Source organism: Amycolatopsis sp. NPDC059021 (assembly GCF_042739895.1).
Classification (GTDB): domain Bacteria; phylum Actinomycetota; class Actinomycetes; order Mycobacteriales; family Pseudonocardiaceae; genus Amycolatopsis.
Genome location: NZ_JBHYIQ010000080.1, coordinates 1 through 13087, shown reverse-complemented (window position 1 = coordinate 13087; position 13087 = coordinate 1). Strand labels below are relative to the sequence as shown.

Genomic DNA, 13087 nt, shown 5'->3' with positions numbered 1-13087 from the left:
CTGTCCGGCGCCAAGGGATAAATCCAAGGCATAAGAATCACCGTAGGCATAAGCTGTGTTTATGACTAGCCTGCGGCAGCTGGAGTACCTGGTCACCGTGGTCGACACGGGTTCCTTCACCCGCGCGGCCGAGTCGCTGCATGTGACGCAACCCGCGTTGTCGCACCAGATGCGGACGCTGGAGCACGCGGTCGGCGGGCCGCTGCTGGAGCGGCTTCCGCGATCGGTGCGGCTGACTCCGATGGGCCGGGCGATGCTGCCGCACGCGCGGGCGGCGCTGGCCGACGCGGAACGGGCCCGCTGCGCCGCGCGCCAGGCCTCGGGGCTGGAGGCCGGGGAACTGCAGGTGGCCACGGTGTACTCGGTGAGTCTCGGGGCGCTGCCGCCGGCGCTGCGGGTATGGCGGCGCGAGCGGCCGGAGATCGACGTCCAGCTGTCCGAATACCGGCATGCCGACGAACTGCGCGACGCGATGAACGCGGGCGAAGCCGACGTCGCGATCGGGCCCGCGCCTGAGGGCTGGAGCGGCCCGGTACGTCCATTGGGCGTCGAGGACTTCGTGGTCGTCCTCCCCACCGACGGCGCGAGCGAGGACGCTGGGTCCGGCCGCATCGACCTGAGCACCCTTTCCGACTGCGCGTGGGTGCACTACGCGCCGGGCAACGGCCTCGCCGAACTGGTCGACCGCGCCTGCGGTGCCGCGGGGTTCCGGCCCCGTCCGGCGGTCCGGACGGAGCAGACCGCGGCGGCCCCGATCCTCGCCGCCGCCGGTCTCGGCCCGGCGCTGGTCCCGGCCAACGTCCTGCCCGCCCGCTTCGACGGCCGGGTGCTGCGCCCGGACCCGGCGATCCGGCGCACGCTCACCGCCTACTGCCGCACCAGCCCCGACCCGCTGACCGCGGCGTTCATCGACGTCCTGGTGAAGCACGCCGCGGTCTGAACCCGTCGGCTCACGTACCCGGACAGCCGGACACGAACCGACGCTCCCGGTACGCGAACCGACCCTCCAGGTACGCGAGTCACCCGCTCACATCGCGATGGCGGCGAGGTCGACACCGGCGAACGGGGTCGCCTTGACGTCGTGCGTGCGGCCGTCCCACACGGCGTGGCCGTGCGTGGTCCACAGCGGTGCCACGGGCAGGTCTCGCAACAGCTGGTTCTCCACGAGCCGGTACAGCTCGCCCGCCTCCTGCGGGGTCGCCGCCGCCTCCGCGTCCGCGAGGTTCTGCTTGAACCCGTCGTCGGTGTACCCCGCCGCCTCGGCGAGCCCGCTCAGCAGCTCGCCGGGGCTCGCGGTGCCGAGCTTGACGAGCAGGGTGGCCGGGCCGTCCGGTGATCCGGTGGCAGGCAACGGCTTCGAGGTGGTCTGGACCCCGAGCGCGGTCGCGAGGCCGTCGGCGAGCGGTTTGGTCCAGTTCTCCGACCGGGGTCCGGAGTAGACGGTCACCGGGCCGGTGAACGAGGCCTGGGCGAGCAGGGCCTTCCCGGCCGCAGCGTCGAACGCGCAGGCACGGCAGATACCGGAGCGCTCGCCAGGGGCGTCGGAGGGTGGCAGGAGCGCCTTCGCCGGATCGACCTGGTGCTGCAGCGGACCGGCCTCCAGCGCGGCCCTGTCGACGCCGAAGGCGAAGGCGTGCCGCACTGTCGGGTCGGAGAAACGCTTGTCCGCCATGGGAAAGGTGAGGTACCCGGCCTCGGGCAGCGGCCAGGACAGGTGCCGGTCGGCGAAGTCGTGGTGCATGGATTCGTGCCGGTCACCGGGAACCTCGGCGGCGAGGTCGAGCTTGCCCGCCTTCACCGCGTCGTAGTGCGCGGCCGGTTCACCGACCCGCAGGTCGATTTCCCTGGCCTTGCCGGGCGCGTCGGCGACCCGCACCAGTTTCCCGCCGCTGCCGGGGCGCCACGGGCCCTCCAGCCGGAACGGCCCGTTGCCGATCGGTGCCCGCGCGAAGGCGTTCCAGTCACGCGAGCCGAGAACCGAGCGCGGCAGCGGCGCGAGTCCCGGCGCGGACAGCCACACCGGGACCTGGCCGGCGGGGCGGTCCAGGTCGATGCGGATGGTCGCGTCGTCGGGCGCGGTGATGGACGTGGCGCGCAGCAGCCGGTTCAGGATCGGGGCCGCCGCCCACGGCTGCCCGGCGACCACCCGCCAGGTGTCCACATAGGATTGAGCGGTGACCGGGCTGCCGTCGTGGAACCGCGCGGGCCGTAGCCGGACCGTCCACTGCTTCCGGTCGGTGCTGGTGATGGACTCCGCCGCGCGTTCGGTGACCTTGCCGCTCGCCGCGTCGTAGTCGGCGAGCGGGGTCCACAGGGCGCTGGTCACCAGCCGCCCCGACTGTTCCTGCACGTCGGCGGGCAGCAGCGTCGCGGGTTCGTGCAGGCCGACGCTGAGTACGCCGGGCGCGGCGGGGGTATCGGACTCGGAACAGCCTGCCGCGACGAGTCCGAAGACGGCGAACAGGACGACAAGGACACGCGAGCGCATGCCTCTTCCTACCAGCCGGACACCGGACGAAAGACGGTTGTGTCCGGTTGAGGGCGGTCATAGAGTTCGGGAGTACGTTCACTGGGAGGTCTCTGTGCGTAACTGGTGGGTCCGTTCGTGCCTGGCCGTCACCACCGTCGCCGCGACGCTCGCCGCCACGGCCCTGCCCGCCGCCGCCTGCGGCGAAGACGACAAGCCCGCCGCCGCGGCCCACGTCACCGGCGAGCCGGGCGCGGTGAAGAACGTCCGTTCCGTGGGCAACCTTCCCGACGCGCAAGGCGCGATCTCGCTGGCCTTCCTGCCGTACGGTCACCGGGACGTGATGGCCGTTTCAGGCCAGTTCGGCCTGAAGCTCTACGACCTCACCGAAAACCCGGCCGCGCCGAAACTGGTCGGGCAGCTGAACATGCCCGGTCTGTGGGAGACCGAGGACACCGAGGTCGACCCCGTGCGCAAGCTGGTGTTCCTCTCGCGCGACCCGCGTGCTTTCGGCGGGAACACGCACACCGGCGAGTCCGGCATCTACGTGGTCGACGTGTCGACACCGGAGAAACCGGTGCAGCTGAGCTACGTCAAGGTCCCGGCCGGCCACACCACCAGTTGCATCAACGATTGCCGCTACCTGTGGACCGGCGGCCCCGCCAAGGCCGACAACCAGCCCGCCGACTGGGGTGGCAGGCCGATCTGGGTCACCGACGTCCGCGATCCGCGTAACCCGAAGGTTTCCCCGCAGCCGATCGAGCTGGCCCGCAACGACGGCAAGACCGACTACGTGCACGACGTCCAGGTCGACAAGAACGACGTCGCGTGGGTGTCCGGCCGCGGTGGTGTCCGCGGGTACTGGACCGATGGCGTGCACCGCGATCCGGTGCAGGGCAAGATGCGGCGCGCCACCGCGTACGCGCCGGTGCCCTACGCGGGCGGCGGGGTCGCCGAAACGGCCGCGCCGTCGAAGTTCATGCATAACAGCTTCCACCCGGCGAACCGCCGTGACGACGGCGCGTGGCGTGGCCACGACCTCGTCTATGCCACCGAGGAAAGCTTCGTCGACGGCTGTGCCGGTGACGGCGTCCTGACGATTTCCTCGCTCGAAGGCTCGTACGGCGGTGAGGGCTGGAAGTCGACCCCGGACAAGCCGTTCCGCCTGCGCACCGTCGGCACCTGGGGCGTGGCCGGGCAGGAGGGCAGCGACCCGAAGTCCGACGACTGCTCCGCGCACTACTTCGACATCCAGGACAAGGTGCTCGTCCAGTCGTTCTACGCGCAGGGCACCCGGTTCCTGGACATCAGCGACCCGACGACCCCGAAGCAGATCGCCTACTTCCGGCCCGCCGACGCGGCGTCGTGGGCGCCCTACTGGCACCGCGGCCACGTCTACGTCGCCGACAACAAGCGCGGGATCGACATCCTGAAGCTGACGGCTCAGTAAACTCGCCCACGTCGGCACGTCGCCGCCGGTACGGTGACGGCATGATGCAGCGACGCGCCGACGGCAGCGCGGGGGACGCGGACTACGCCGCGATCGGCGGTGTCTATACCGACTACCGCAAGCCGGATCCGCGGATCGGCGCGTACATCCTGGACGCGCTGGGCGAGGCGCGGACGGTGCTCAACGTCGGCGCCGGGGCCGGCGCGTACGAACCGGCCGATCGCGAGGTCACCGCCGTCGAGCCGTCCGCGTCGATGCGGGAGCAGCGTCCCGCGCACCTGCCGCCCGCGGTCGACGCGGTGGCCGAGAAGCTGCCGTTCGGCGACCGGTCGTTCGAAGGCGCGATGACGACGTTCAGCGTGCACCAGTGGAAGGACCTGCGCGCGGGACTGGCCGAACTGCGCCGGGTCACCCGCGGCCCGGTCGCCGTGCTGACCTGCGATCCGTTGCTGCTGCGCAAGTTCTGGCTCGCCGACTACGCGCCCGAGGTCATCGGCACCGAGGCACGGCGCTATCCGCCGGTCGACGACATCGCCGACGGGCTGGGCGGCGACACCCAGGTCATCGGCGTCCCGGTGCCGATCGACTGCACGGACGGTTTCAACGAGGCCTACTACGCCCGGCCGGAACGGCTGCTCGATCCGGACGCGCGGCTGTCCTGTTCGGCGTGGAGTTTCGTCGACGACGAAGTGCACAACCGGTTCGCCGCCGAACTCCGCCGCGATCTCGCCAACGGCACCTGGGAACGGCGCTACGGCGGTCTTCGCGAGCAGGCGGAATTCGACGGCTCGCTGGTGCTGGTCGTGTCCCGCCCGACGGGGAGCTGACCGCTACTCCGAGGCCAGCAGCTCCTCGAGTTCCCGGACGGCCGTGGTGAGTTCCTCCGCGAACAGCGTCATCTCGTGCGCCACGTGCCGCGGCGTGCACAGGTAGATGTTGAGCCGGTCGGGGAGCAGCACGTACGCGACGCCGATGCATTGCGGGCTCGTCGAACCGAAGCCGAAGTACTGGATGTTCACCGACGGCGCGGAACTCGTGCTCAGGTAGTCGTCGCGCATCTTGATCCAGCCCGGCGAGGAATACAGCGGCAGATTCACGTCGCCACCGCGTCGCTTCTGGATCAGCTGCAGTTCCCACAGGTGCTGCTCGGGCGCGTCGCCGACCTGACATTCCTTCGCGCGGGCCACATGCTTCGCCGCCGCTGTCCGGAACGCCTCACGACGTTCTTCGCGGGAGGCGTTCCCGTCCTCCATCACCGCGACGAACCGCAGCACCTCCGGTGTCACGACCCGCATCGCCTCGGTGCGGCCGTTCTGGAACTGCCGCGTGGCGATCGACTCGTAGGTCGCGCCGGTCAGCCCCTTGGCTCGTTTGTGCGCGAGCTGATACGCCATCTGCGCGAAGCCGTCCGGCGACATCCCGAGCTGTTTCGCCCTGCTCGCACCGAAATCCTCGAACGACAGGATCTTCGTCGCCGTGGCGTCGGCGTACGCCCGGAACGACGCGGCCGCGGCGCGGGCGTCCTCGCGCAGCGCCTCGTCGAGGACGAACTCGATCCGCTCGAACGCCGGTACCCCGTCGGCGCCCGGCCGCGCCACGCGTTCCCCGGCGAGCAACGCGTCGGTGAAGCCGAGGATCGTGGTCCCGTCCAGCTCGCAGTGCTCGACGTTGATGCCCGCGGTGCCGTCGGCGAACACGATCAGCGAGACGGCCTTGTCGAACCACCGGTTGCCGCTGTCGCCGTGCAGCAGCTGGTCGCACGCCTCCTGCGTGTCCTTCGGCGTGAGATCTTCCAGGCACACACAGAACAACGCGGTCTCGATCGTGTCCAGCGCCGCGGCGTTGCCGGCGTCGATCAGCGCCTGCCGGGTCGCCGCCCATTCCGCGCGGGCCTTGGTGGTGAAATGCCCGGCGGCGGTGGCGGGCTCGTCGATCGCCCGGCCGGTCTTCATGATCGTGTGCAGCCCGGCGATCAGCTGGTCGGTGTCGTACGGGCGGCCGTCCGGCGCGAGTACGTCCATGCGGAACGGCGTGTCCTGGTGGAACACGACGATGTGCCGCGCGGTGGACGGGCCGGGCCAGCCCTCGCGGTACGGCGTGCGCGCGGTGTCCAGCTCCGCGCCGGGGATGCGCGTGGCGGAGAACAGGAACTTGTGCTGCACCATCGATTGCGGCTGTCCGCGCACGATGATCGGCGGGATCGACTCGTCGTCCAGCCGCAGCTTGTAGTCGACGGCCGAGGCGACGAGTTCGGCCGCGCGTTCCACCTGTCCGAGCCCGGATTCGGCGAACAGGAAGAAGAAGTTGGCGTTGAGCGCGATCCGGTCGCGGCGGCCGAGGTACCGGTACGGCCAGAACGTGTCGAGCCAGCTGCGCACGCCCTCGGCCGAGTCGTAGGCCTCCAGCAGCGCCTGGAGTTCGTGCGCCGGACTGTCTTCGGCGAGGTACGCGCGCACCGCGGCTTCGGTCTCCGCCAGCTCCTCCGCGGTGAGCAGCGGCGCGCACCATTCGAGGAACCGGCGGCAGCTGTCTTCCAGCGTGGGCACGGGGACGCGGGGGAGGCGGTCCTCGTTGCCGAAGGTACGCGTGGACCATTCCGGACTGCTGCTCACGATCATCCTCGATCTCGATGGGACGGGTCAGGGTGCGGCATCGAACACGCGTCGATGCTAGCGGTCACGTACGACAAAGTGCCGAACACGGGACGGGGTAGGGGAAAAGCGTGGTAGGGCGCGATCAGTCGAGCAGCCGGTCGCCCCGGACGGCCTGGCCGAGGTGCTCGGGCAGGACGCGGCCGAACAGCTGGCGCGCCCGTTCCGGGCTGCCGATGACGCCGGGACGCTCGCTGTAGGCGAAGATCGCCGAATGCCGGGCGACGTCCCCACGCACGGTTCCCACGCGGTGCAAGGAGAACCGGCCCCGGAACAGCTGCAGGTCACCGGGGCGCAGGGTCAGCCTGCGGACGAGGTGCTCGCCTTCGCCGGCCAGCACGGCACGCACGTCGTCGAAGTTCTCCTCCGTCGCGGACCGGATGTTCGGGCAGTACTCGAAGACGCCGCCCTCGGTCGCTTCCTGGGTGAGCATGCTGACGGTGTATTCGTTGACGTCGAAATGCCACGGATGCGCGCGGCCCGGCGCGATCACGTTGAGCGTCAGCCCGGACAGCGGATCGGCGAGCTCGTGCAGTTCCGGCAGCGCGAAGCAGTCCGCGACGAACCGCTGGAACTCGCGGCTGGTGTAGAGCTGCTGGATGATCGAGGCCACCGGGATCTGGTCACGGGCGACGAAAGCGTTCCCCCGCTCCATGATCGTGTTCCCCGGATGCCCTTCCGGCAGCGGAGTGCCGGTGGCGATGTTGTAAGCGTTCACGAGTTCGATGCGGGAATACGCCGATGGGGCGATCTCGGCGCATTCGGATTCGAGAACCGCGCGCAGCTGCGGCCGGATGAAATCGGTGAGCACACTGCACCCGGTTTCCCGGAGATCGGCGCGGGTACGGGAAACGATGTCCTGCCAGGCTCTGCTCCCCGGGTCCGAGAGGGGGTAGCGGTCGATGTCGACCACCTGGGCTACGGCCACGGCTTCCGAGGTGCTCATCGATGTCCTCTCGACGGGTGGACCTGTCGTGAACCTCGGAAGGGTTTAGCACAGAAAATGTCGGCGAATCCCGGCCGCGAAGTCGTTTGTGATCGGTGACACAGCGTCGTGTGCGTGGGATGACAAGAAAGCTCCGAAGGCCACCATGAGGGACTTGAGTTCCCTCATGGTGGCCTTCGGAGCCCTTGGTGGCGCCGAGGTTTTACGGCGTCAGCAGTGGTAGCAATGGCTTGCGCACCGCGGTCGCCACTCCGTCCGACGCGGCCGCGGCGGCGATCCGCTCGGCCGACGGCGTCCCGTAGTCCGTGGTGCGCTGCCGCAGCGGACGGCCCAGCGGTTCGACCATCGCGCGCATGTCGCTGATCGTCTTGTACGAACCGTTCGCGGCACCGGCCATCCGGCTGATCGTCTCCTCCATCAGCGTGCCGCCGATGTCGTTGACGCCGCCCTGCAGCACCGCCCGGCTGCCCTCCTCGCCGAGTTTCACCCACGAGGACTGGATGTTGTCGATCATCCCGTGCAGCAGCACCCTGGCCAGCGCGTGCACCGCCCGGTTCTCCCGCGGCGTCGCTCCCGCGCGGGCGAGCCCGGCGAGATAGATCGGCGAGCTCTGGTGGATGAACGGCAGCAGCACGAACTCGCTGAACCCGCGCTTGCCGTGTTTCTCCAGGCCTTCACGCTGCAGCCGCGCCAGGAGCTTCAGATGCGCGACCCAGTGCGCGGGCGTGTCGACGTGGCCGTACATCATCGTCGACGTGGTCGGCAGGCCGACCTCGTGCGCGGTCGTCACGACCTTGATCCACTCCGACGTCGGCAGCTTGCCCTTGGTCAGCACCCAGCGGACGTCGTCGTCGAGGATCTCCGCCGCCGTGCCCGGCAGCGAGTCGACGCCGGCCTCCTTCGCGCGGATCAGCCAGTCCTTCAGGGACAGATTGGTCCGCGAGGCGCCGTTGACGACCTCCATCGGGCTGTAGGAGTGCAGGTGGATGTCCGGCTGCCGCCGCTTCACCTCGGCCGCCAGGTCGAAGTACGCGGTGCCCGGCAGGTCGGGGTGGATCCCGCCCTGCATGCAGATTTCCGTCGCGCCCGCGGCCCACGCCTCGTCGACGCGGTCGCCGACCTGCTCCAGGGAAAGCGTGTACGCGTCGGCGTCGGTGCGTCGCTGGGCGAACGCGCAGAACCGGCAGCCGGTGTAGCAGACGTTGGTGAAGTTGATGTTCCGCGTGACGACGAACGTGACGTCATCGCCGACGGTCTCGCGGCGCAGGTCGTCGGCGATCTTCGCGAACGCGTCGAGTTCGGCGCCGTCCGTGTGCAGTAGCGCCAGCGCCTCGTCGTCGGACAGCCCGGCCGGGTTCTTTTCCGCGCTGCGCAAGGCATCCCGGACGTCGACGTCGAAGCGTTCCGGCGCGGACTTGATGTTCGCGCCGATTTCCTTCCAGTCGCCGTACACCGAGTCGAAGTCGCTGCGACGGTCTTCGGTGCGCCCGGTCGTGTCGATCCCGGTGTGCAGGTCGGTGCGGCCGGACTGCTCCCAGCCGCCGTCGGGTTCCTGCCAGGGGATGCCCTTCGGGATGGCCTCTTCGAGGGCCAGCCCGGTTTCCGGCTCGGTCAGCGCGGCGAGGTGCTCGCCGATCCGCGGGTCCAGCCACGGCTCGCCGGTCTTGACGTACTCCGGGTACACCGGCAGCCGTTCGCGCAGCGTGAACCCGAGTTCCTCGGTGTGCCGGCGCAGCTCGTCGACGCCGGGCCAGGCCATCTCCGGGTTGACGTGGTCCGGGGTCAGCGGCGACACGCCGCCCCAGTCGTCGATCCCGGCCTTGAGCATCTTCTCGTACTGGCGGCCGATCAGGTTCGGCGGCGCCTGGATGCGCATCTTCGGCCCGAGCACCAGCCGCGCGACCGCGATGGTGGCGGCCAGCTCGTCGAGGTCCGCGTCCGGGGTGGCCCGCATCTTCGTGTCCGGCTTGGCGCGGAAGTTCTGCACGATGACTTCCTGAACGCTGCCGTAGGTCCGCGCGACCTTGCGGATGGCGAACAACGCGTCGGCGCGCTCCTCGTGCGTCTCGCCGATGCCGATGAGGATGCCGGTGGTGAACGGCACCGAGCTGCGGCCCGCGTCCTCCAGCACCCGGAGCCGGACCTCGGGGTCCTTGTCCGGCGAACCGTAGTGCGGCTGGCCCTTCTCGGTGAACAGCCGCTTCGACGTGGTCTCCAGCATCATGCCCATCGACGCGGAAACCGGCTTGAGCCGCTGGAAGTCCTGCCAGCCGAGCACTCCGGGGTTGAGGTGCGGCAGCACGCCGGTCTCCTCCAGCACCCGGATCGCCATCGCCCGGACGTAGGACAGCGTGTCGTCGTAGCCGTGCGCGTCGAGCCAGTCCTTGGCGGCCTTCCACCGATCTTCGGGGCGATCGCCGAGGGTGAACAGAGCCTCCTTGACGCCCAGCTCGGCGCCCTTACGAGCGATGTCCAGCACCTCGTCCGGCGACAGGAACGGCGACTCGACCCGGCCCGGCACGGTCGCGAAAGTGCAGTAGCCACATCGGTCCCGGCACAGGCGGGTCAGCGGAATGAAGACCGACTTGCTGTAGGTGACGACGCCGGGGCGGCCGGCTTGGGCGAGTCCGGCGTCACGGACACGGGAGGCGTATTCGGACAGCGTCACGAGATCGTCGCCGCGCGCGTGCAGCAGCACGGTGGCCTCGGCCGCGTCGAGGGTCTTGCCGTCACGCGCCCTGGCGAGCGCGCGGCGCATCGCCGTGGCGGTGGGGGCGTTCAGGTCAGCATCGGGTGCCATTCCCGTCACGCTAGGAGCAGCCGGGCTGGACCGGCCAGTCCGTAATCGCCTGGTGTCTCACCCGAACGTGATGCCGCACCATTTTTGCAGTTCAGCGGCCTGCGGAGGTTGTCGATCTCCGCTCCGGCCGGTATTACCTAAAGTGTGGCCTCGGTGATCGGCAAGCGCATCGGCGGACGGACGTACTACTACCTCGCGGAGTCCGCCCGCGTCGACGGCGCACCCCGTGTGGTGACCCAGCGTTACCTCGGCACGGCCGAGGAGATCGCCCGCGCCGTGCCGGGCGACGCCGCCCCGGACAGCGCGCGGCACCGCTCGTACGGAGACGTCGCCGCGGTGTGGGCCACGCTGCGGCGGCTCGACTTCGTACGCCGGGTGGACGCCGTTTTCGGGCCTCAGCGCGCGAAGACCACGCTTGGCACACGGCTCGCTGTCGCCGTCCTCCATCAGGCGACCGCGCCGGCCGTCCCGCTCGGCGAATGGTGGACGGGCTCGGCGGCCGAGGACCTCGTGCGGCCGCGTCCGTCGAGATCGGCGCTGACCACGACAGCGCACTGGAAGGCACTGGGACGCCTGACGCCGGAGCGCATCACCGCCATCGAAACCACGATCGCCGAAGCCGTGCTCGGCCTGCTTGGCGACGGCACCGCCGCGCTCGCCGTCGACGTCGCGCAGTTCGCCTCGTTCACCGCGGCCGACTGCACCCTGCCCTCGGCCTGCCAGGACGCGCTCGCCGGGCTCGGCCTCGTCGTCACCCGCGACGGCGCGATTCCGTTGGCGTCACGGGGATATCGCCGGGACGGCGGTGCGACGCCGACATTCGCGGAGCTGGTCGAAAACCTCCGCTCGCGGTATCCGGCCGCCGACGTCACGCTCGTGTTCCATGCGGGGCAAGCCGCGCAGCTGGACCTCGGCGCGCGCAGCGGCTTCGTCGGATCCCTGCCGCTGGCAGGACATTCCGATCTGCTGGCGCAGCCCGCGTCCGCGCGCAGACGCGTCGACCCCGAACGCTTCGCCGGACTGACCGCATTGGACACCCTGGCCGTCGTCGACGGCGTCCGCCGCCGGGTGATCCTGACCCATTCCGCGACCCTGCACGCCGCGCAGGCTCGGGCGTTCGCCGACGAGCTGAGCACCGCCACCCGCGAGCTCGACGGGCTCGCGGCCGCCCTCGCGGCGGGCACGCATCGCGGCGACCGGTCCCAGATCCACGCCGAGGTCGGCCGGATCACCAGGGGCCGCCGGGTCGAACGCGCGCTGTCGACGACGTTGACCGGGGCGAAATCCGGCGAGATCCGGCTGACCTGGCGCATCGACGAAGCCGCCGTCGCCAGGCTGGAGGAGGAGTACTTCGGCAAGCAGGTCCTGGTCACCGACCACGACTGGCCGGTCGCCGAGGTCGTCACCGCCTACCGTGCCAGGACCCACCTCGAATCGACGTTCCGCTGGCTGACCGGGCCCGCGGTGACCGGGCCGACCCCGCGCTGGGAGTGGACGCCCGAGCGCATCGCCGTGCACACGCTGGTCTCCGTCCTCACCGCGACGGTCACCCACCTCATGCGCCGCGAGGCAGACCTCGCCGGGATGAACCTGTCCGTGCGGGAACTGCTGGAGCAGCTCGGCGGGATCGGCGAAACCGTGCTGCGGTATCCGTCGACCGGGGGACGGCCGCGGACGCGCCGGATCCTGACTGACCGGGATCCGGCGCAACAGCGGCTGTGGGAGATCTTCGGGCTCGGCGACGCCGACCAGGCCCGCTAGTCCCGGTGGACCTGGAGCGCGGAGAAGCTCTGGACCACCGGCATCAGCTCGATCACGTTGACGTTGACGTGCGCCGGCTGCGCCGAGGCCCAGTACACGGACTCGGCGACGTCGTCGGCGGTCAGCGGCGTCGTGCCCTCGTAAACGGCGTCCGCCTTGCCCTGGTCACCGTCGAACCGGACCTTCGAGAAGTCGGTGCCCCCGGCCAGGCCGGGCTCGACCACGGTGACCCGCACGCCGGTCCCGTGCAGGTCACTGCGCAGGTTGAGGCTGAACTGGTGCACGAAGGCCTTGGTCGCGCCGTAGACGTTGCCGCCGGGGTAGGGGTACTTCCCCGCGACCGAGCCGACGTTGATCACGTGCCCCTTACCGCGCTCGACCATCCCGGGCAGGAGCGCGCGGGTGAGGTGGACCAGGCCCGTGATGTTCGTGTCGATCATCTGGTCCCAGTCGGCGAGCTTGGCCCGGTGCGCGGGCTCGAGCCCCTTGGCCAGTCCGGCGTTGTTGACCAGGACGTCGATCTCCCGCCAGTCCTCGGGAAGTTCCGCGACCGCCGTCTCGACGGCGTCCGGGTCCTGCACGTCCAGCACGACCGGCAGCACGGCGTCGCCGAGTTCGGCCTTGAGCGCGGTCAGCTTGTCCTCGCTCCGGGCGGCCGCGATGACCCGGAAGCCCTCTTTGACGAACCGGCGCGCGATGGCGGCGCCGAACCCGGCGCTCGCGCCGGTCACGAATGCGGTCTGAGACATGCCGCCAGGCTAGGCGACCGGGGCTCACTCGTCGTTTCATGCCCGCTGACCTGCGATGATCTTGTTAAGGCACCCCCCTGTTTCGGGCTGTTTCGGGGCGTGTAATGTTCTCTTCGTCGCCAGGGAGACCGGGCGGCCGACCGGGACACGAACCAAGCTCTCGCCTAGGGCGATTGAGTGGGTGTTCCACCAAAAACTGCTAGGAATGACCGCCTCGATGACGGCCGCGTGTTGTGTGGCTGGGGTTGTGGTGTGTTGCTTGA

At 70.1% G+C, this 13087-nt stretch carries 9 protein-coding genes; 4 read left to right on the top strand and 5 right to left on the bottom strand.

Features of this window, described 5'->3' with window-relative positions:
• Positions 1-61 precede the first annotated feature (61 nt).
• Positions 62-940: a LysR family transcriptional regulator gene (locus ACFWX1_RS35045; protein WP_378394079.1), complete on the top strand. Its 879-nt coding sequence runs from the start codon at positions 62-64 to the stop codon at positions 938-940.
• 87 nt (positions 941-1027) lie between these two features.
• On the opposite strand, the gene ACFWX1_RS35040 is transcribed toward ACFWX1_RS35045, so the two are convergent.
• Entirely contained in the window at positions 1028-2488 is a 1461-nt protein-coding gene (locus ACFWX1_RS35040) for an ABC transporter substrate-binding protein (RefSeq protein ID WP_378394078.1), read from the bottom strand.
• A 94-nt stretch (positions 2489-2582) separates the two neighbouring features.
• On the opposite strand from ACFWX1_RS35040, the gene ACFWX1_RS35035 reads away from it, so the two are divergent.
• Entirely contained in the window at positions 2583-3917 is a 1335-nt protein-coding gene (locus tag ACFWX1_RS35035; RefSeq protein WP_378394077.1) for an LVIVD repeat-containing protein, read from the top strand.
• A gap of 41 nt (positions 3918-3958) precedes the next feature.
• Positions 3959-4744, top strand: a complete 786-nt coding sequence (locus ACFWX1_RS35030; protein WP_378394076.1) for a class I SAM-dependent methyltransferase — start codon at positions 3959-3961, stop codon at positions 4742-4744.
• 3 nt (positions 4745-4747) lie between these two features.
• Here the strand turns inward: ACFWX1_RS35030 and ACFWX1_RS35025 are convergent, their stop codons facing one another.
• The 3 genes from ACFWX1_RS35025 to ACFWX1_RS35015 form a co-directional block, all read right to left on the bottom strand.
• Positions 4748-6535, bottom strand: coding sequence for a choline/carnitine O-acyltransferase (locus ACFWX1_RS35025; protein WP_378394075.1), 1788 nt, complete (start codon positions 6533-6535; stop codon positions 4748-4750).
• A 118-nt stretch (positions 6536-6653) separates the two neighbouring features.
• Complete coding sequence (locus ACFWX1_RS35020; protein ID WP_378394074.1) at positions 6654-7514, bottom strand: arpA protein; 861 nt, start codon at positions 7512-7514, stop codon at positions 6654-6656.
• A gap of 202 nt (positions 7515-7716) precedes the next feature.
• Positions 7717-10314 carry a bifunctional FO biosynthesis protein CofGH gene (locus ACFWX1_RS35015; RefSeq protein WP_378394073.1) on the bottom strand — a complete coding sequence of 866 codons (2598 nt, stop codon included), beginning with the start codon at positions 10312-10314 and terminating at the stop codon, positions 7717-7719.
• 153 nt (positions 10315-10467) lie between these two features.
• On the opposite strand from ACFWX1_RS35015, the gene ACFWX1_RS35010 reads away from it, so the two are divergent.
• A complete protein-coding gene (locus ACFWX1_RS35010; protein WP_378394115.1) occupies positions 10468-12075 on the top strand; it encodes a transposase in 1608 nt (535 codons plus the stop codon).
• Here the strand turns inward: ACFWX1_RS35010 and ACFWX1_RS35005 are convergent.
• Complete coding sequence (locus tag ACFWX1_RS35005) at positions 12072-12824, bottom strand: SDR family NAD(P)-dependent oxidoreductase (protein WP_378394072.1); 753 nt, start codon at positions 12822-12824, stop codon at positions 12072-12074. The two genes, ACFWX1_RS35010 and ACFWX1_RS35005, sit on opposite strands and share 4 nt — an antisense overlap.
• Positions 12825-13087: the final 263 nt, after the last annotated feature.

Excerpts from the sequence above, each read along its gene's own strand:
- ACFWX1_RS35005 (WP_378394072.1), bottom strand. The coding sequence starts at position 12,824 with ATGTCTCAGACCGCATTCGTGACCGGCGCGAGCGCCGGGTTCGGCGCC.
- ACFWX1_RS35030 (WP_378394076.1), top strand. The coding sequence starts at position 3,959 with ATGATGCAGCGACGCGCCGACGGCAGCGCGGGGGACGCGGACTACGCC.
- ACFWX1_RS35040 (WP_378394078.1), bottom strand. The coding sequence starts at position 2,488 with ATGCGCTCGCGTGTCCTTGTCGTCCTGTTCGCCGTCTTCGGACTCGTC.
- ACFWX1_RS35020 (WP_378394074.1), bottom strand. The coding sequence starts at position 7,514 with ATGAGCACCTCGGAAGCCGTGGCCGTAGCCCAGGTGGTCGACATCGAC.
- ACFWX1_RS35025 (WP_378394075.1), bottom strand. The coding sequence starts at position 6,535 with ATGATCGTGAGCAGCAGTCCGGAATGGTCCACGCGTACCTTCGGCAAC.
- ACFWX1_RS35045 (WP_378394079.1), top strand. The coding sequence starts at position 62 with ATGACTAGCCTGCGGCAGCTGGAGTACCTGGTCACCGTGGTCGACACG.
- ACFWX1_RS35015 (WP_378394073.1), bottom strand. The coding sequence starts at position 10,314 with ATGGCACCCGATGCTGACCTGAACGCCCCCACCGCCACGGCGATGCGC.